At 57.7% G+C, this 18,159-nt stretch carries 15 protein-coding genes; 5 read left to right on the top strand and 10 right to left on the bottom strand.

Going from position 1 to position 18,159, the window contains the following annotated elements:
- Position 1 precedes the first annotated feature (1 nt).
- Both B7444_RS11695 and B7444_RS11690 read left to right on the top strand, forming a co-directional pair.
- Positions 2-2,023, top strand: a complete 2,022-nt coding sequence (locus B7444_RS11695; protein ID WP_007283689.1) for a DUF2075 domain-containing protein — start codon at positions 2-4, stop codon at positions 2,021-2,023.
- Positions 2,024-2,135: 112 nt separating this feature from the next.
- The gene (locus B7444_RS11690) at positions 2,136-3,176 is read left to right on the top strand and encodes an L-idonate 5-dehydrogenase (protein WP_007283690.1); all 1,041 of its coding nucleotides are present in this window, start codon (positions 2,136-2,138) and stop codon (positions 3,174-3,176) included.
- A 4-nt stretch (positions 3,177-3,180) separates the two neighbouring features.
- Here the strand turns inward: B7444_RS11690 and rodA are convergent, their stop codons facing one another.
- The 5 genes from rodA to B7444_RS11665 form a co-directional block, all read right to left on the bottom strand.
- On the bottom strand, positions 3,181-4,368 hold the full coding sequence (gene rodA, locus B7444_RS11685) for a rod shape-determining protein RodA (RefSeq protein WP_035730009.1): 1,188 nt from the start codon (positions 4,366-4,368) through the stop codon (positions 3,181-3,183).
- Positions 4,365-6,290 (bottom strand): penicillin-binding protein 2, encoded by a 1,926-nt coding sequence (mrdA, locus tag B7444_RS11680; RefSeq protein WP_007283692.1) that lies wholly within the window; start codon positions 6,288-6,290, stop codon positions 4,365-4,367. Before mrdA ends, rodA begins: the two co-directional genes overlap by 4 nt.
- Positions 6,291-6,355: 65 nt before the next feature.
- A complete protein-coding gene (locus B7444_RS11675; RefSeq protein ID WP_007283693.1) occupies positions 6,356-6,922 on the bottom strand; it encodes a hypothetical protein in 567 nt (188 codons plus the stop codon).
- A gap of 3 nt (positions 6,923-6,925) precedes the next feature.
- Complete coding sequence (mreC, locus tag B7444_RS11670; RefSeq protein ID WP_007283694.1) at positions 6,926-7,858, bottom strand: rod shape-determining protein MreC; 933 nt, start codon at positions 7,856-7,858, stop codon at positions 6,926-6,928.
- Between the two features lie 16 nt (positions 7,859-7,874).
- Entirely contained in the window at positions 7,875-8,924 is a 1,050-nt protein-coding gene (locus B7444_RS11665; protein ID WP_007283695.1) for a rod shape-determining protein, read from the bottom strand.
- Between the two features lie 294 nt (positions 8,925-9,218).
- On the opposite strand from B7444_RS11665, the gene B7444_RS11660 reads away from it, so the two are divergent.
- A complete protein-coding gene (locus B7444_RS11660; protein WP_007283697.1) occupies positions 9,219-9,476 on the top strand; it encodes a hypothetical protein in 258 nt (85 codons plus the stop codon).
- Positions 9,477-9,521: 45 nt separating this feature from the next.
- Positions 9,522-9,977, top strand: a complete 456-nt coding sequence (locus tag B7444_RS11655; RefSeq protein ID WP_007283698.1) for a hypothetical protein — start codon at positions 9,522-9,524, stop codon at positions 9,975-9,977.
- A gap of 20 nt (positions 9,978-9,997) precedes the next feature.
- Here the strand turns inward: B7444_RS11655 and B7444_RS11650 are convergent, their stop codons facing one another.
- From B7444_RS11650 to B7444_RS11640, 3 genes are all read right to left on the bottom strand, one after another.
- Positions 9,998-10,765, bottom strand: coding sequence for a sulfite exporter TauE/SafE family protein (locus B7444_RS11650; protein WP_081603783.1), 768 nt, complete (start codon positions 10,763-10,765; stop codon positions 9,998-10,000).
- A gap of 113 nt (positions 10,766-10,878) precedes the next feature.
- On the bottom strand, positions 10,879-12,447 hold the full coding sequence (locus B7444_RS11645; protein WP_007283700.1) for a 2-isopropylmalate synthase: 1,569 nt from the start codon (positions 12,445-12,447) through the stop codon (positions 10,879-10,881).
- 206 nt (positions 12,448-12,653) lie between these two features.
- The gene (locus tag B7444_RS11640) at positions 12,654-13,499 is read right to left on the bottom strand and encodes an N-acetylmuramoyl-L-alanine amidase family protein (RefSeq protein ID WP_231502910.1); all 846 of its coding nucleotides are present in this window, start codon (positions 13,497-13,499) and stop codon (positions 12,654-12,656) included.
- Positions 13,500-14,044: 545 nt separating this feature from the next.
- On the opposite strand from B7444_RS11640, the gene B7444_RS11635 reads away from it, so the two are divergent.
- On the top strand, positions 14,045-16,771 hold the full coding sequence (locus B7444_RS11635; protein WP_231502909.1) for an Rne/Rng family ribonuclease: 2,727 nt from the start codon (positions 14,045-14,047) through the stop codon (positions 16,769-16,771).
- 142 nt (positions 16,772-16,913) lie between these two features.
- Here B7444_RS11635 and B7444_RS11630 read toward each other — a convergent pair whose 3' ends face one another.
- Both B7444_RS11630 and B7444_RS11625 read right to left on the bottom strand, forming a co-directional pair.
- Positions 16,914-17,693, bottom strand: a complete 780-nt coding sequence (locus B7444_RS11630) for an NmrA family NAD(P)-binding protein (RefSeq protein WP_007283704.1) — start codon at positions 17,691-17,693, stop codon at positions 16,914-16,916.
- 99 nt (positions 17,694-17,792) lie between these two features.
- Positions 17,793-18,146, bottom strand: coding sequence for a zinc ribbon domain-containing protein YjdM (locus B7444_RS11625; protein WP_035730005.1), 354 nt, complete (start codon positions 18,144-18,146; stop codon positions 17,793-17,795).
- Positions 18,147-18,159 lie beyond the last annotated feature (13 nt).

Below are 18,159 nucleotides of genomic sequence, written 5' to 3'. Positions count from 1 at the left end.
GATGGGAGCGTGGTGGTCCGGCCCCGTCGCCACGTTCCTCAACACGGACCCGGATCGTATTGGAGAGCGCCTCGCCCACGAAGCCGGGCGCAGGCGTTTCTCCAGCGAACCCCAGCAACTCCGCGCCTGGGCCACCCAGCTTGATATTCTTCGCACCACGCTGACTGCTCTGCCGCAGACGGCAGGCTGGCAGATTCTGTTCGAATTCCCAATTCCCCGTCTGGGTGGTCGGATCGACACGGTCCTCATTTCCCCGGATGCGACGTTCGTTCTGGAATTCAAGGTTGGCGCTTCGCACTTCGATGCGGCTGCTCTCGCCCAGACCGAAGGTTACGCGCTGGATCTTCAGGACTTTCACGCGGGCAGCCGTCATCACCCGATCATTCCCATTCTGATTGCCACAGAAGCCGCACAACCTGCTCAAACATCGCCACTTCTTTTGGGATCTGGTGTCACGCCAGTTCTGAAATGCAATGCTACGCACCTGACTGCGCTGTTGTCAGATCTCGCACACCAAACACAATATTCGATTGCGCCTATGCACCCGTATGAGTGGGAACAGGCACCCTACAATCCCGTCCCAAGCATTGTGGAAGCTGCACGCCTCATTTATTCCACGCACAGCGTCGCAGACATTCACACGGCCAGAGCAGACGCTACCAATCTCACCCTGACGTCTGATCGCATCACGGAACTTCTTGAAAACGCCCGAAGACAACGCCGAAAAACAATCATCTTTGTCTCGGGTATTCCTGGGGCAGGGAAAACACTTTGCGGCCTGAAGGCTGCGTTCGGCACGGCGGAACAAGATAACTCTGCCACATTCCTCACGGGCAACCCAACGCTCGTCCATGTTCTGCGTGAAGCGCTGACCCGCGATGCCGTGGCACAGGGTCAGAAGCGCGCAGCCGTAGAACAGCGCATGGAATCCACCATTCAGTCTCTGCCCAAATTCCGGGATTACTATGTTGGACGCACCGCAGAGTGCCCGCCAGAACGGATCATGGTCATCGACGAAGCCCAGCGTTCCTGGAACGCCGATCAGGCCATTCGCAAAAGCGCCCAGCGGCCCGTTCGCCTCACGCAGTCTGAACCCGCGCATCTCCTCGACATCATGCACCGGCATGACGGATTTGCCGCCATCATCTGCCTTATCGGACAAGGCCAGGAAATTCATGATGGCGAAGGCGGAATGGCCTGCTGGGGAGACGCTCTTGCGAGCCGCGCTGAATGGCAGATCCACGCATCACCGGATGTTGTCAGCTCCACCCCTGGCCTCACCACCTTGCCCCCGTCCCTGCCGGTTCAGAAAGACCCCTGTCTGCACCTCACAGTACCGATGCGCTCTCTTCGGGACATTGCAACGCCGACCTGGGTCAATGCTGTACTGAATGGAAATGCCTCTCTCGCCCGCAGTATTGCTGAAAATACGAGCCTTCCGTTTCGTCTCACCCGCAGTCTTCCGGAATTGCGGAATGCCCTGCGGGAACGATCACGCCTGACCTATCGCTGTGGTCTGATTGCCAGCTCTCAAGCCAAACGATTGCGCGCGGAAGGCCTCGGAGCAGAATTGGCTCACATGGACTCCAACGCGGTCGCTCAATGGTTCCTGAACCGCTGGGTTCCAGACAAAGACGTCCGGGCCTCTGATGCGCTTGAAACCGTTGCCACTCAATTTGCCATTCAGGGCCTGGAACTGGATTTTGTCGGCCTTTGCTGGGATGGAGATTTCATCCGTACAGGCTACCCACAACGTTGGCAGTCCCGGCGCTTTAGCGGAACCACATGGCAGACCGTCAAGTCCGTTGAAAAAGCCCTCTGGTCCCTCAACACCTATCGTGTCCTGCTGACCCGCGCGCGTTATGAGACCATCATCTGGGTGCCGGAAGGCAACCCCGATGATCCGACGCGCTGCCCGGACACACTGAATGGCATTGCGGACTTCTTGCTCGCATGTGGCGTTGAACCACTGGCGCACTCAGAAACTTTACACGTGGTCGAAAACTGTCTTCTAGACGTCTGAATGGATAGCCAAGGCTGCCCGCATCGCCCAAACGTGACTGCTTTTAGCGCACAAGATCGGTCATATCTGAGCCTCTTCATCTCATGTTGTTCAGACGAACGAGGCATAGCCCATGTCCGGCTTTTCCGCCCCTCAGACAACGGAAGCTCTGGTTATTCATAAAAAGGGTGACCTGCGTTTAGAGACCGTTGCAGTCCCGCCACTCAAAGCAGGTCAGGCGCTCATACGCCCTGCCTGGGGCGGTATCTGCGGGTCGGACATGCATTATTTTCTACATGGGGGCGCTGGCGCTTCCGTTCTGCGCGAACCGATGATTCTCGGCCACGAGGTCTCAGGAATTATAGAAGCCGTCAGCCCGGACGAAACGCGTTTCAGGGTCGGGGATGCTGTCGCCATTCATCCGGCTCGCCCCTGTGGGCACTGCCCGGAATGTGAACGTGGCACGAAACATCTGTGTCGGAACATGCGCTTTTTTGGCAGTGCCGCGTTTATTCCCCACACGGATGGCGGTTTCCGGCGGGACATGGTTGTCGAAACATCCCAGCTTCATCCGCTACCATCAGGTCTGGATGTAAAACGCGCCAGCCTTGCCGAACCCTTCTCTGTCGCTCTCCATGCCATCGCCCGCGCTGGCGATGTTACGGGCAAACGCATTATGGTTCAGGGGGCCGGCCCGATTGGCGCCCTGATTGTCGCGGGCCTCAAAGTGGCTGGCGCTTCAGAAATCGTCGCAATCGATCTTCAGGACTTTGCACTTGATATTGCTCGCAAGCTGGGTGCGACCACGACCATCAACACAGGCCGTGACAATCATGACGACGAGTATGAAATCGTTTTTGAGGCCACCGGCGTCATACCTGCCCTCCCGACTGCAATCGCCAGGACACAGAAAGGCGGCACCCTCGTGCAGGTCGGGATTTTCCCACCGGGCGATGTGCCAGCTCCCTTGGGACAGATCATCGCGCGGGAAATCGACTATCGGGGGACATTCCGCTTTGATGAAGAGTTCGCAGAAGCGCTGAAGATCCTCTCGAACAATCCATGGATTGCGGATGGTCTCATCACCCACAGCTTTCCGCTGGCTCAGTACAAAGATGCTTTCGACGCATCGCTGGACCGGAAAAGCTCATCCAAGGTTCTCCTGGAACTCTAAGGCGTCAATCGTCTTCGTCTTCAAATCCTGGGTCACGCTCATTGCGATGGACCCAGGCTGACATCAGCAACCCAAAGCCGAACATCATCGTCAGCATGGCTGAACCACCATAGGATATCAGCGGAAGCGGCACACCACCGACCGGAATAGCGCCCATTACCATCGACAGATTGACGGCACAGTACAGGAAGAAATCCATCGCAATGCCAAGCCCGAGCAGTCGCCCGAACTGATTACGGCTCCGCATGGCAATCAGCGTGGCACCCAACGTCAGGACTATCAGCAAACCAATGACGGCAATGCCGCCCGCAAAACCCCATTCTTCGCCAATCATGGTGAAAATGAAGTCCGTCTGCTTTTCCGGCAGGAAGTTCAACTGCCCCTGACTGCCATGCAGGTATCCTTCGCCCCACATGCCACCAGAGCCCAAAGCGATCTTGGACTGGATGATGTTGTAACCCGCACCGAGCGGATCATGCTCAGGGTGTAGGAAAGTATCGATCCGGGCCTTCTGGTAATCATGCAGATGGCCGTAAATGAACTTCCCCAGAAACGGGATGGGCGCCACAAGAATGACGATCTGCCATAGCCGCATTCCGGCCGCGAAAAACAGCGTGGCCCCGATAACGCCAATAATGGTCGCCGTCCCAAGATTTGGCTCTTTCAGAACCAGAACAACAGGCAGCAGTGTCAGGATGGCAGGAATAACGAGACGAAGCGGATTGCCCATCCGCTCGTTTCCAATCCTGTGAAACCATGTCGCCAGCATCAGAACCAGTCCAATCTTGGCGAATTCAGATGGCTGAAACTGCATTCCCGCCAGGTTGATCCAGCGCTCGGCCCCCTTGCCCACATGCCCCATCCGCAGCACGAGGCCAAGCAGGGCGATGGAAAAAAGATAAATTGGAACAGATACGAGGCGGAGGATCCGCGGGCTGACAAGCGCAACAGCGATCATCATCACAAGCCCAAAGCCGAAACGGACCATCTGCGGCCCCGCAAATGGCTTCGCAGAACCGCCGCCAGCCGAGTAAAGTGCAATATAACCCACTCCCGCGAGCAGACAGACCAGCAGCACATACAGCCAGTTCACCTGAAGCAGCCGCGCCATCGGGCGGAAATCCGGCTCCGCCCGCAACAGGCGTTTGTCAGACTTCAGAAAGCCGAATGCATTCACGACACCGCCCCTCATCCTTGATCTGGCTCTTTCTGCGCCACGGTCTGACCTGGTGGCCGCGACTGGTTTGAAGGGTCTCGCACCAATGTTTCGGTCATGATCTGCTTGGCCAGAGGCGCTGCTTCATCAGCACCCGCATTGCCATGCTCAACCACAACAGAAACTGCATATCGCGGATCATCATAAGGTGCGAAGCAGATGAACAAGGCATGTGGGCGGTATTCCCACGGCAGGTTCATGGAATTGAAGTGCCCGGACTCGCGAAGCGCACGTGACACACGCCGAACCTGTGCCGACCCGGTTTTCCCCGCCATCTGAACATCCGGCAGATCCAGCCGGGCTTTGGGAGCCGATCCGTGCGGTTCATTCACAACCGCGAACATACCTGCCCGAACGACACCCATATGCTCCTGGGGAATATCAAGAGCCGGCGCAGCATCCAGAGATGCCAGACTGGAGATCTGATCATTTGTTGCCCGGATCAGATGCGGCTGAACATTCCTGCCAGATGCGATGCGCGACACATAGGTAGCCAGCGCCAGAGGCGTCACCTGAACAAACCCCTGCCCGATACCGGCATTGACGGTGTCACCACCGTTCCAGTGGAAACCATGCTGCTGCCGCCACTCCGGCGTCGGAATGACACCAGAGCGGACGTGGGGCAGTTCGATGTCCAGCTTGACACCCAGCCCCATGGAATTTCCGACTGTCTGGATCGGGTCCATTCCACAGCGGCGGGCTACTTCGTAGAAATAGACGTCACAGGAATATTTCAGGGCGTCGCGCATGTTGACCATGCCATGGCCCCAGCGATTCCAGCAGTGAAACCGAACCCCGCCCATGTCAAAATAGCCCGGACAGTTGAAGCGGTCCTGCGCGGTAACAGCACCCGCCTTCAAGGCGCCGAGTGCCACTGCAGGCTTAAACGTTGATCCAGGCGGATAGAGACCAGACACCGCCTTGTCGACCAGCGGTGTGCGCGGATCATTCGCCCATTCATTCCACTGGGCATGACTAACACCCGAGTCAAAGAGCGAAGGATCAAAAGAAGGCGTGCTGACCATCGCGAGAACTTCGCCATTCTGGCAGTCCATCACAACAGAACTGGCCACACGGTCTCCAAGATACTCCAGCACCTTCCCTTGAAGGCCCACATCAAGGGTCAGACGGACGTCCTCCCCCTGCTGCCCTTCTACGCGGTCGATTTCGCCAATCACACGCCCCAGCGCGTTGACTTCCATTTCTACGGATCCGGGGTCCCCCCGCAGTACCGACTCCTGCGTCTGCTCGATCCCGGCGCGCCCGACGCGCATACCCGGCAGAGACAGGGTTGTGTCCTTGGCAACGTCGTCCTCATTCGGGGGAGCGACATAACCGACAATATGAGCCGTCAGTTCCTGAAACGGGTACAGCCGAGTGGAGCCAACATCGACCAGAACACCTGGGAGCGACGGTGCATTCAGTTCGATCCGCGCCATGTCGTCCCATGACAGGAACTCATGCAGCGTGACCGGCACATACTTATGGACGTGCTTCAGGTCCCGCTCGATCCGGGCGTGATCATGCTCATCAAGAGGGACAATCTGTGAGAAGCGTTCGATAACAGCGGCAATATCCGTTGTTTCTTCCGGCATCAGCAACGCACGCCAGCTCACCTTGTTATCGGCGAGCGCTGTTCCGAAGCGGTCATGAATTGTCCCGCGTGCCGGTGCCAGAAGGCGCTTGCTGGTCCGGTTGCGCTCTGCGAGCTGCCGCAGATGATCGCCCTCGACCGTCTGAATATTATAGAGTCGCCGTCCCAACGCACCGAGAACACCCGCCTGAACAGCCATCACCATCAGCGCACGGCGCGTGAAAACACCCCGGCCGGAGCGCACGGGCGCGTCCTGGCGTCGTGAGCGCATCAGGGACCGAAAAGGGCGTTTTCTGGAAGGCATCAGGTCTGGCGTTCAAGTCCGGAAAAAAGGCGGCGTTTTGCGCGAAACGCGCGAAAAATGCGCCGTCAGGCCTGGTCGGGATTGGCAAACGTGCGGCGCCCCCAGACAAACAACGCAGTCAGGCTGGGATAGATACCGATAGTCAGCGCAGCCTGAAAGAGGCCTGGTGCCGGAGATAATAGCGCAAATGCATGGACGCAGACGAGAGCCCACTGAAAAAAGGATGCCAGGGCCGCAAAAAAGCTGAAAATCAACCAGCAGGATACGAAGCCCAGCCGTGACAGGCCGTATCGCCAGTGATGGGCGACCCCATAAATGACCAGCAGGGACAAAAGAACTGCCCCCGGCGGACCAAAACTGAAAATTTCGACGCTCAACCCACAGAGAAAGACCGCCCAGGCTGGCATGGATTTCGGACGACTGAATGCCCAGAACCAGACTGTGCACATGGCAATTCCAAACTGCAGCTCAGGCTGGCCCGGAATACCAAAAGGGGCAGAAAGCAGGACCGCAACCAGAATAATAAACAACGAAGGCATGGCAGCCCGCGCGAACATATCCAGCCGCCGCCGTATCGTTTGCCGCGGTTCAACGGCAGAATGCAGATGGGGTGTAGAGTTCTCGGCAACCATGACTTATTGCCCCCCCTTCCCTAAAGTCTCCGGCATTCCGGGCAACCTGGGAAAAGGCAATCCACCCGGCAGGGTGGGTTCTGCCGCGGGACGCCGTACCTTGACCCTGCCTGGAGCATCCGGCGCCTGTCCGCCATCGTCTCCGTAATCAAACACCCGAACGATATCCAACCGCCGCAAATCAGCATCCGGCATCACAACAGGGCGATTGGGTGCCAGATAATGCACGGTTCCAATCGGCAACCCGGCAGGCATGGCGCTTTGGCCACGCGTTTCGACGCGCTCTCCTTCAATCGGATGATGATCCTGCGGATAGTAAATCAGACGCGGAGTATCCGTATCGTCACCCGCCATGATGGCATCGCCACGAGATGCCGCAAGGGTAACGGGAATACGGCTGGCATCATCATTGATCAGCAGAACACGCACGGTATGCGGACCAATTTCCGTTACCCGCCCCAGCAGGCCAGCCGAATCGAGCGCGACATCGCCTGTGTGAATCTGATGACCGCTTCCAACATCCAGCAGAACGGCACGGGAGTAAGGCCCACCATCATCACGCGTCACCCGACCCGTCACATATTGCGGCGCACTTTCCGGAATCCAGTGAAGACTGCTTTTCAGGCGCGCATTCTCCGCCGCAAGCGCCACTGCCACATCGTACCAGTGCCGCAGGGCACGGTTTTCATCTCGCAGGCGTGCATTTTCCTTGGCGAGATCTGTCGCACCCCGGAGATCAACCAGCCATTCCTGAACACGCGCCTGCGGATAAACAAGCGCCTGATAGGCGGGGGCAAGAATATCCGTCGCCCTCAGACGCACCCCATCCACCACCGGTCGCCGGACCAGCCCAAGCAGCACCAGCGCCACAGCCAGTAGGATCAGGATAGGCAGGGCTGCTCTCGCAAGGACCTGCCGGGTGTGGATGGAAAACACCGGGGAAAGTCCGGGTTCAGTACATGCTGCTCAGCACGCTGCGCAGACGACGCATCTCTTCCAGCGCACGACCTGTTCCCAGCGCCACGCAGGAGAGAGCATTTTCAGCAACAGTGACCGGAAGACCCGTATAAAGGCGCAGAACCTCATCAAGACGATACAGGAGCGCTCCGCCACCCGAGAGAACGATACCCTTGTCCACAATATCGGCAGCCAGTTCCGGCGGTGTATTTTCAAGCGCTGTCGTGACTGCGTCTACGATCTGCATAACCGGCTCTGCCAGGCTCTCTGCAATCTGCGCCTGACTGACCATCACTTCCCGCGGAACGCCATTGATCAGGTCACGTCCCTTGATTTCCGTGATCGGGCCGTCCGGGTTGGACGGATCATCCGGCATCATGGCCGCACCAAGCTCAATCTTGATTCGTTCGGCCGAGCTTTCACCGACCAGAAGGTTATAGGTCTTGCGGATATAGGAGATGATGGCTTCATCCATCTTGTCCCCGCCCACACGGGCAGAACGCGCATAGACAATACCACCCAGCGAAATGACCGCCACTTCCGTGGTGCCACCGCCAATATCAACGATCATGCTGCCAGATGGCTCGGTTACAGGAAGACCAGCACCGATCGCGGCGGCCATGGGCTCCTCGATCAGCATCACCTTACGAGCCCCGGCACTTTCCGCGCTTTCCTGAATGGCGCGTCGTTCAACAGCTGTCGCACCGGAAGGAACACAGATGATGATCTGCGGGCTCGCAAAAGCGCGGCGGTTATGCACCTTGCGGATGAAGTGCTTGATCATCTCTTCAGCAACTTCAAAGTCCGCAATCACGCCATCACGCAACGGACGGATCGCCGTGATGTTGCCAGGCGTACGCCCGACCATCTGCTTGGCTTCGTTGCCAACTGCCAGAACCTGTTTCTTTCCACGCACTTCAGCAATGGCGACAACAGACGGCTCGTCGAGCACGATGCCACGGCCTTTGACATAAACAAGCGTGTTGGCAGTGCCGAGGTCGATCGCCATGTCAGCAGACATGAGACCCAGCAGACGAGAAAACATCCAAAACTCCTGGCGCGGCTCTGAGAGCGGAGAGATCACAGAGTATAATATGGGGCGGGCTCCCCGCGGGTGGACTTAACGTTGCAGCGGCCGTTCAGCAAGGGTTCCGTGCAGTATAATGTCGTCAAACAGAAACAACTTTTCATCACGCGCCCGTCAGACACGGAAAAAAATTTTCTGCCGCCTCAATCCTGCCACCCTTCAGTCACGTTTCCCGCGTTACCACTCCATGGATTTATCTGCTCTTCTATCTCATATGACCGAAGAGCAGACGATTAAAAGAGGATAAGACAGATGACCAACACCAAGACCCCTCGCCTTCTCGCAGCTCTGGCCCTTTGCGGCGCCGCTCTTGCTGGGTGTGGCAATCCATACGACAGTGGCGCCCGTGCCGGTTCCGGCGCCCTGATCGGCGCAGGCGCTGGTGCAGCGCTTGGCGCGATTGCAGGCGGTGGTAGCGGTGCAGCTATCGGTGCGCTTGCAGGTGGCGGCACAGGCGCTGCAGTCGGCGCGGCAACCACGCCAAGCCACCGTTCACGAAATGGCTACTGAGTCTGGTATCAGGCCGGTTGACCATGACATCGAAGGATTTGTGACATGAGGTCCGTTATCGCCCGCCCCGCTTTCCGGGGAATTGCTCTGGTTGGAGCCTTTGCGACCGTTCTTTCCCTGGGCGGTTGTCAGGGAAATTATGATCCGGGCTCCCGAGCCCTTGGTGGCGGTCTTCTTGGCGGTGGCACAGGTGCAGCTATTGGCGCACTTGCAGGTGGCGGCCGCGGCGCGGCGATTGGCGCACTTGCGGGCGGTGCTCTTGGTGCCGCCACAGGTGCCGTAACAACGCCGAACCGCCCGAGCTATCAGCAGGGCGGATACCAGAACGGATATCCTCAGCAGGGCGCCTATCCGCAACAGGGATACCCGCAGCAGAATGGTCAATACCCGACCTACCCGCAACAGCAGTATCAGTGCCCACCGAACACGAACTGCCAGAACGGATATCCGCCGCAGGGCTACAACAACGGTTATCCTCAGCAGAGCAACTACGGCTACTAAAGCCTGAGGGCTTCCGGATTTCAGATCATCCGGAAGCCAATGACAGCCAGAAGGATACCCAGCACCCAGCGCTGGGTATCTTCATGAAGCTTGCCCGCGCAAAGCGTTCCCAGAATAATTCCCGGAATAGACCCGAGAAGCAGCGCGATTAGAACGGCCGTATCAACCGCCCCTTCCAGCCAGTGCCCACCACCTGCAATCAGCGTGAGGGGGACGGCATGAGCAATATCGGTTGCAACAAGTGTCCGCATATTCAGACGCGGATAGAGCATTGTCAGAGCCGCCATTCCAACGGCGCCGGCTCCGACTGAAGACAATGTCACCAACGTCCCCAGAAGCACACCCAACAGAACCGTCAGTACCGTTTCCGACGTCTCACTCAAGGGTACACGCCCTTCCGCCCATTTCCTCAGCTTCGGCTTCAGAAGAATGGCCGGTGCTGTCAGAAGAAGCGCGACCCCAAGAACAATCCGGATCAGTCTTGATGCAGAATCTGACATACCTTCATGATGCAGAAACAGCAGGCACAACAGACTGGCAGGAATACTGCCGGCCATCTGCCAGCCGACAATCCGCCAGTTCACAACCCCCATATGACGGTTGAGCCCGGTTCCAACGATTTTCGTGATGGCAGCGTAAAGAAGGTCAGTTCCGACCGCGGATTGTGGTTTTGCACCGAAGAGCAGGATCAGCAGTGGCGTCATGAGGGACCCTCCCCCCACTCCGGTCATGCCTACCAGAAAGCCTACGAATAGACCCGACGCCGTATAAAGCCACGAATGCGGCATAGCTGCCCCTTCCAAGTTCAGAAGGAGACAATATCAATCGTGTTATTTTTGTCCAGAACCTTAAAGAACGATATTTATTCGTCCTTTAAGGTTCGCTCATCAATCGCGAAAACTCAGAGCGCTTCAGGCTCGGTGCGCTCACGCTTGGTCAGCAGCTTGTTCAGAGCATGGATATAGGCACGCACCGCAGACACAACCGTGTCCGCATCGGCACCCTGACCGTCCACAAGCTTGCCGTTTTCCTGCAAACGGACGGTGGTACGGGCCTGTGCATCCGTCCCTTCCGTAACATTCGCCACAGAGAACAGTGCCAGTTCAGCGGAGTGCGGGAAGGCTTCACCAATAGCGCGGAATGCCGCATCAACCGGCCCGTTTCCGCTTACGGCTGCATACTGGATGGCACCATCGACGCTGATTTCCAGCTTGACCTGAGACTTCTGCTTCGTACCCGAAGCAACTTCCAGCGAGATCAGGTGAATGCGCTCATGATCACGGCTTTCATCATCCACCAGCGCACAGATGTCGTCGTCGAACACGACCTTCTTGCTGTCAGCCAGGTCCTTGAAACGCGCGAAAGCAGCGTTCAGCGCCTCTTCTTCCAGCGGCGGGTAACCCAGCTGGGCCAGCTTGTCGCGGAATGCGGCACGGCCGGAATGCTTGCCCATCACCAGTGAGCTCTTGTTCCAGCCCACGCTCTCCGGCGTCATGATCTCATAAGTGGCTGCATTCTTCAGAACACCGTCCTGATGAATACCGCTTTCATGTGCAAACGCGTTCCGGCCAACGATGGCCTTGTTCGGCTGCACGTCGAAGCCCGTGATCGTCGCCAGCATCCGGGACATGCCCAGCAGCTTCGGCGTCTCGATACCAGTCACCTTGCCATACTGGTCGTGACGTGTCCGCAGCGCCATGACGATTTCTTCCAGAGCGGCATTACCAGCGCGCTCGCCGATACCATTGATCGTGCATTCGATCTGACGCGCACCACCTTCAACAGCAGCTAGCGTATTCGCAACGCCCAGCCCCAGATCATTATGGTTATGGGTGGAGAAGATCACCTGATCCGCACCCGGAACACGCTCACGCAGCATGGTAAAGATGCGGCGCATTTCTTCCGGCGTCGCAAAGCCTACGGTATCGGGGATGTTAATGGTGTTCGCACCATTCTTGATGGCGATTTCGACACAGCGGCACAGGAAGTCGGGGTCCGTGCGGGAGCCGTCCTCGGCAGACCATTCCACGTCGTCCGTATACTGACGGGCCTTCTGGTTGCCAGAAGCGATGATGTCCAGAACCGTTTCCGGCTCCATCCGCAGCTTGTACTTCATGTGCAGCGGAGATGTGGAAATAAAGTTATGGATACGGGAGCGTTCAGCGCCCTTCAAAGCTTCACCGCAGGATTCAATATCGCGCTTGCCGCCACTGCGAGCCAGCCCACAAATAACGGAGCCGCGCACCTGCTCCGCAATGCTGCGGACACTCTCGAAGTCATCCTTGGAAGCGACAGGGAAACCCGCTTCGATAACATCCACGCCCAGAGCGCTCAACGCATGCGCCATGCGGAGCTTCTCTTCGAGGTTCATGGAGAAACCGGGGGACTGTTCACCGTCACGCAGCGTCGTATCGAAAATGATAACGCGGTCGTCGGAAATTGTACCGAAGGACGGATGTTGGAAAGTCATGTCTTGATCATCTCGCTGGTCAGGAAAATTTCTGGTCTGTCATCCCCTGAACGCAACGGAACGCTGCCCGCCTAAGATATGGCGTTCAGGGGCCGATAAGTCGAAGCGAGAGGATCGAAAGAAATGTCATGGCGACGGAAAATGTCCGATTCTTTCGTTATGCGCAACCCACATGACCAAAAACTCTGCCCTGCATTCTTTCAGGGTCAGCCCGTCATCAAACCATGCTGCGCGGAAAAGTATCGGTCAACGGCGGTTTTCATCGCACTCGCCACCTGCGTTCGGTGAACGGCCTGACGCAGGGCCGCTTCATCCAGCCGGTTGGACATGAACCCCATCTCAACGAGAACAGACGGAATCTCCGCAGATTTCAAAACAACAAAAGCCGCATGACGGGACGGATGAGTCAGCAGACCGATCCGGTTCCGGAACGCCCCGACCACACTCGATGCCATGTGCGCAGAGCCCCGCCGCGTTTCTTCTGAAACAAGACTGGAGAGGATCTGCTGCACATCCGGGGACATCCCATGAAACGCGGGCCCTCCAAAACGGTCCGCACTATTTTCCTTCTGCGCAAGAGCCGCTGTCTGCGCATCCGAGGCACCACTGGAGAGCGTATAGACGCTGGCACCACGAACATCGCGGTCATGCAATGCATCAGCATGCATGGAAATAAAGAGATGCGCCTGATGATGCTGTGCCAGTTCTACCCGCCCTTCCAGGGGAATGAACCGATCTTCGGAACGCGTCATCGCGACCCGGTACTGCCCTGACGCCAGAAGCTGCCTCTGGAGTTCAGTCGCAGCCGCTTCCGCAATATGTTTCTCATACGTACCAGAAACACCGATCGCTCCCGGATCCTTGCCCCCATGCCCGGGATCCAGCATCACAAGTGGCTTCGGAGGAGCAGCATTCCGGTGAACTGCTGGCGCATGGAGCGTGCTGGCCGCAGGAGAATGATGCGTCGGATGCCTGCTGCGGGCGACTGCATTGAGCGGCGCTGCCGCTGACAGACAGGCAAGACCTTCCAGTACCGTGCGTCGCGTCAGCATCCGTATATCCTGCGTCTTTTCGATCGTTTCATGACCCCAAACAATACAGACACAGGACAATGTCTGAAACAAGGCAAAGCACCTTTTGGAGAGCCTGATAAAGCCACGCTTGCCAGCGGCTCTTCTTTAAGTCATCCTGCGCGCCAAGGACCTGAAGAGAGCGGTCCGATCGTCTGTGGGCTTTTACCCTCTCCCCGCAACGCTCCCGCCTCCATTGTCCGAGCCGTGACGCCCCATCGTTTGACATGTGCCTGACATTTTCTGTGCCATGTCCTGATCGGGCTGCTCCGGCAGGATTAGTTCAGTCCGGCACAGGCTCACACCCTGACCGGAATGCGTTTTCATCCGGTACCAGACCATGGGCCGGACGTCTGTCAGGGGTCGAATGTCACGCGACGTGATCACAGCCAGGAGCCTAGCCGGAACGGGACCAGATGCGTCCCGCGGACTGGCATTCCGGCTGATCCGCCCCCTCCACCCCGTACAATCAGGTGTTCCCTCTGGCCCAAAGCGCCACACTGGAACATCGTGGAGTTCAGTTTTCCATGACCAAGCGTATGCTTATCGACACCACGCACGCGGAAGAAACGCGTGTCGTGGTCATGGACGGTGACCGCGTTGAAGATTACGACGTCGAGACATCGTCCAGAAAACAGCTCAAGGGCAATATCTACCTTGCCAAAGTCATTCGCGTTGAGCCGAGCCTTCAGGCCGCTTTCGTAGAATACGGCGGAAACCGTCACGGTTTTCTCGCCTTCAGCGAAATTCACCCGGATTACTTCCAGATCCCGGTTGCAGACCGTGAGAAACTTCTGGCCATCCAGGAAGAAGACGTCGCGTCCGAACAGCGCACCGACCTTCCGGAAAGCGAAGAAGAAACAGTTTCTGACGAAACCGACGAGACCGAAAACCAGGATCGTCGCACTCCGGAAACCGTAGGCGGAGAACACGACACCGGAGAAGAGAGCGCAGCTTCACGTCGCACGGCCCGCTTCCTGCGCAACTACAAGATCCAGGAAGTTATCCGGCGCCGACAGGTCCTGCTCGTGCAGGTTGTGAAGGAAGAACGTGGCAACAAGGGTGCAGCCCTGACCACTTATGTCTCCCTCGCCGGCCGTTACTGCGTCCTGATGCCGAACGCCCTGCGCGGCGGCGGTGTTTCCCGCAAGATCACGTCCGACACCGATCGTCGTCGTCTGCGTGACATCATTGCGGAGCTGAACCTGCCCAAGTCGATGGCCATGATTGTCCGCACAGCCGGCGCAGGCCGCCCTGGACCGGAAATCATCCGCGACTGCGAATACCTGCTTCAGCTCTGGGATGACATTCGCTCACATGCGCTGTCTTCCGTCGCTCCGACGCTGGTTTATGAGGAAGCAAGCCTCATCAAGCGCGCCATCCGCGATCTGTTCTCCAAAGACATCGAAGACATCATGGTCGACGGTGAAGCTGCTTGGAAGAGCGCCCGCGAGTTCATGCGCCTGCTGATGCCGCACAACGCTGGCAAGGTGAAGCTGTGGCAAAACCGCGGTCAGAGCCTCTTCGCGCGCTACAACGTCGAAGGCCATCTGGATGCGATGTTCTCTCCGACAGCGCGCCTGAAGTCTGGTGGCTACCTTGTCATCAACCAGACCGAAGCGCTGGTCGCCATTGACGTGAACTCCGGCAAGTCCACTTCCCAGCGCAACATTGAGGAAACGGCTCTCCGGACCAACCTTGAAGCGGCTGAAGAAGTGGCTCGCCAGTTGCGTCTGCGTGACCTGGCCGGCCTCGTCGTGATCGATTTCATCGACATGGAGAGCCGTCGTCACAACGCGCAGGTCGAGAAGCGCCTCAAGGAATCCCTGCGCACGGATCGCGCACGCATTCAGGTCGGGCATATCTCTCATTTCGGTCTGCTCGAAATGTCCCGCCAGCGTCTGCGTCCGTCCATTGCAGAGTCCCTGCTGACGGTCTGCCCGCACTGCCAGGGAACCGGATTCATTCGTGGAACGGAAAGCTCTGCCCTGCATGTGCTTCGTGCCATTGACGAAGAAGGCACCCGTCAGCGCGCTGCGGCAATCGAAGTCTATATTGGCCCGAGCATCGCGCTCTACATTCTGAACCACAAGCGCGACTGGCTGTCGGACATCGAGCAGCGTCACCGCATGCGCGTGATCTTCCGGACGGAAGAAGAGCTGCCTGCTTCCGAGATGCGCATCGAACGCCTCAGTCCGCAGACGGCGGCTCCGGCCTATGTCCCTGCTCAGGCTGCAGCACCTCAGACGGTCCGGACGATCGAGATCATTGAAGACGAAGCTCCGGCTCTTCCGCTGGCTATCGCTGCAGAAGCGGCTCCGGCACCTGCCCGTGCAGAAGAAGCCGAAGTGGAAACCAGTGACGAAGAAGAGGGCAACAACGGCAATCGTCGCCGTCGCCGTCGTCGTGGTCGCCGGGATCAGTCTTCCGAGAACGAGACGACGCAGGGCAATGCTTCCGAGACGCAGGTCGAGCAGCCTTCCTATCCGCAGGAACAGGAAAATGGCGAGGTCGGCCTCATTCCAGGACGCCGTCGCACCCGCTTCAAGCGCGTTCAGAAGGACGACGAGACTGAAGTCGAGGCTCAGGCCTCTGCTCCTGCGTGGGAAGAAACGCCTGCTCCACAGCAGTCCCGTCAGGCTCCCGCTCAGAACCAGCGCCGCCGTGAAGAGCGTCCAGCCTCTCAGCAGCGCAACTATGTTGGACCGACACCAGCTGACCCGTTTGGTGGCAGTTTCGATATCTTCGATGTGATCGAACAGGCAGAGATGGAACAGGCAGCACGTCCGGTTCGCACCTCTGCAGCAATGCCTGCTCCGATCACTATTGATGACGCACGTGTTGCAGCTCTCACAGAAGCTGTGGCTTCTCCTGTTGCTGAGCCAAAGGAAACGCCGAAGCGTGGCCGTGGTCGTCGCAGCACGAAGGTAGAAGTGGCAACGCCTGTTGTGGTGGAAGAAGCCGAGGTCGAAGCTCCTGTCCCTACCGTCGCAGAAGACGCCACGGTCAAGCCAAAACGCACGCGCGCCCGTCGTACAACCAAGGCCTCCGCAGCCAAAGTTGAGGATGTGGCTGTTGAAACGGCAGCCCCTTCCGAAGAAGATGCTCCGGCCAAGCCGAAGCGCACGCGTCGCACGACCAAGGCCACAAAAGCCAAGGCTGAGGAAACGGCTGGTGAAGACAGTACTCTTCAGCCGATCAACATTGACGAACTTCCCCCGGCAATACGCCGCGTTGGGTGGTGGAAGCGCTGAAAAGCGTTTCCATAACGTCTAAAGAAAAGCCGACCGGATTATCCTCCGGTCGGCTTTTTTGTTGCTTACTGGCAAGCCTTACAGAAAGCGACGCAGGCAGGTTTCAAGATCCGTCGGTCCGCGGTGCGGATCCACTGGCAACTCATAAGCGCTGATGAACGAAAAGCCCCGTCATCGCAGTATAAGAACGGGCAGCCTCAGCGGAAAAACCATTGGCAAGATACGTCGCATACCACTGATCCTGCGAAACGGATTCTACCTGAACAGACCGCCCCAGAAGGTCACTGAACACGCCCGCGACCTCGTCAGGCGTGTAAGCTTTCGGGCCCTCAATATTATAAATCCCACTCTGCCCCTCATCGGAGAGCAGCATCTGTCCCGCAAAATGGCCGACATCTTCTGGCGCCACCCTCGGGAAAGCCTGAGCAAACGGCAGCAGAGTTTTCATCACCCCCGTCGCCTTGGCACTCTCCAGAAGTCCAGCCCAGTTAGTCATGTAATAGGCCGCCCGCACGATACAGACCGCTACATCCAGGCGGCGTGCACCCTGTTCCAGTTCATAAAGAACACCCAGATCCCCGCAATGTTCACCCGGTTGGGCACCATATGTTGACTGCACCACCAGTTTTTCCAGACGAAGACCCTGAAGCGCCGTCAGGATAGAGCGAACTGTTCTACGCTCTTCAATATCCGTGTTACCCGATACGGCAGCAGGCGGGTGCAGGACGAACACCCTGCGCGCTTTCTGGAACAGTGTGCGCAAGGTGGAAGTATCTGTCACGTCCAGAGCAACAGTCGAAAATTCACCGCCTGAAGCCGAACTGGCACGGCGGCTGACAACAGTCACGTCATGCCCTGCGGCCAGAACGGTCTTTACAACAGCCCGACCCACATGCCCTGTTCCACCAAGAATAACGTCCATGCTGCAAATACACCTTTTTTAAAAGCCGCCAGAACGCATTCAGCCCTCGCATGAGGTTCGCGAGGGCTGAATGAAAACTCAGTAAGATCAGAACGGCAATCAGGACTTCTTGACGAATTCCGACTTGAGATTCATGGCGCCAATCCCCGTGATCTTGCAGGCAATGTTATGCCCGTCCGTCGCATCAACCAGGCGGATGTTCTTGACCTTGGTCCCGCTTTTAACAACGAGTGAAGACCCTTTGACTTTAAGGTCCTTCACAACCGTCACGCTATCACCATCGACAAGAACATTCCCGTTCGCGTCCTTGATCACGGAACTTCCCTCACCCGCATCGTCCTGGCCGTCAGCTTCCGGGTTCCATTCATTGGCACAATCCGGACAGACCCACAGGGTACCGTCCGGATAGACATGCTCAGACCCGCATTTGGGGCATTTCAGATTATCAGTCATCACAAGCCTCACT

The sequence above is a fragment of the Gluconobacter thailandicus F149-1 = NBRC 100600 genome, from assembly GCF_000964465.1.
GTDB lineage: Bacteria > Pseudomonadota > Alphaproteobacteria > Acetobacterales > Acetobacteraceae > Gluconobacter > Gluconobacter thailandicus.
The sequence above is the reverse complement of the archived record's forward strand: the minus strand, read 5'-3'. Positions and strand labels throughout refer to the sequence as shown.

Excerpts from the sequence above, each read along its gene's own strand:
- B7444_RS11645 (WP_007283700.1), bottom strand. The coding sequence starts at position 12,447 with ATGACTTTCCAACATCCGTCCTTCGGTACAATTTCCGACGACCGCGTT.
- B7444_RS11650 (WP_081603783.1), bottom strand. The coding sequence starts at position 10,765 with ATGCCGCATTCGTGGCTTTATACGGCGTCGGGTCTATTCGTAGGCTTT.
- mrdA (WP_007283692.1), bottom strand. The coding sequence starts at position 6,290 with ATGCCTTCCAGAAAACGCCCTTTTCGGTCCCTGATGCGCTCACGACGC.
- B7444_RS11625 (WP_035730005.1), bottom strand. The coding sequence starts at position 18,146 with ATGACTGATAATCTGAAATGCCCCAAATGCGGGTCTGAGCATGTCTAT.
- B7444_RS11665 (WP_007283695.1), bottom strand. The coding sequence starts at position 8,924 with ATGTTTTCTCGTCTGCTGGGTCTCATGTCTGCTGACATGGCGATCGAC.
- B7444_RS11695 (WP_007283689.1), top strand. The coding sequence starts at position 2 with ATGGGAGCGTGGTGGTCCGGCCCCGTCGCCACGTTCCTCAACACGGAC.
- rodA (WP_035730009.1), bottom strand. The coding sequence starts at position 4,368 with ATGAGGGGCGGTGTCGTGAATGCATTCGGCTTTCTGAAGTCTGACAAA.
- B7444_RS11675 (WP_007283693.1), bottom strand. The coding sequence starts at position 6,922 with ATGGTTGCCGAGAACTCTACACCCCATCTGCATTCTGCCGTTGAACCG.
- B7444_RS11660 (WP_007283697.1), top strand. The coding sequence starts at position 9,219 with ATGACCAACACCAAGACCCCTCGCCTTCTCGCAGCTCTGGCCCTTTGC.
- B7444_RS11630 (WP_007283704.1), bottom strand. The coding sequence starts at position 17,693 with ATGGACGTTATTCTTGGTGGAACAGGGCATGTGGGTCGGGCTGTTGTA.
- B7444_RS11635 (WP_231502909.1), top strand. The coding sequence starts at position 14,045 with ATGACCAAGCGTATGCTTATCGACACCACGCACGCGGAAGAAACGCGT.
- B7444_RS11690 (WP_007283690.1), top strand. The coding sequence starts at position 2,136 with ATGTCCGGCTTTTCCGCCCCTCAGACAACGGAAGCTCTGGTTATTCAT.
- B7444_RS11640 (WP_231502910.1), bottom strand. The coding sequence starts at position 13,499 with ATGCTGACGCGACGCACGGTACTGGAAGGTCTTGCCTGTCTGTCAGCG.
- B7444_RS11655 (WP_007283698.1), top strand. The coding sequence starts at position 9,522 with ATGAGGTCCGTTATCGCCCGCCCCGCTTTCCGGGGAATTGCTCTGGTT.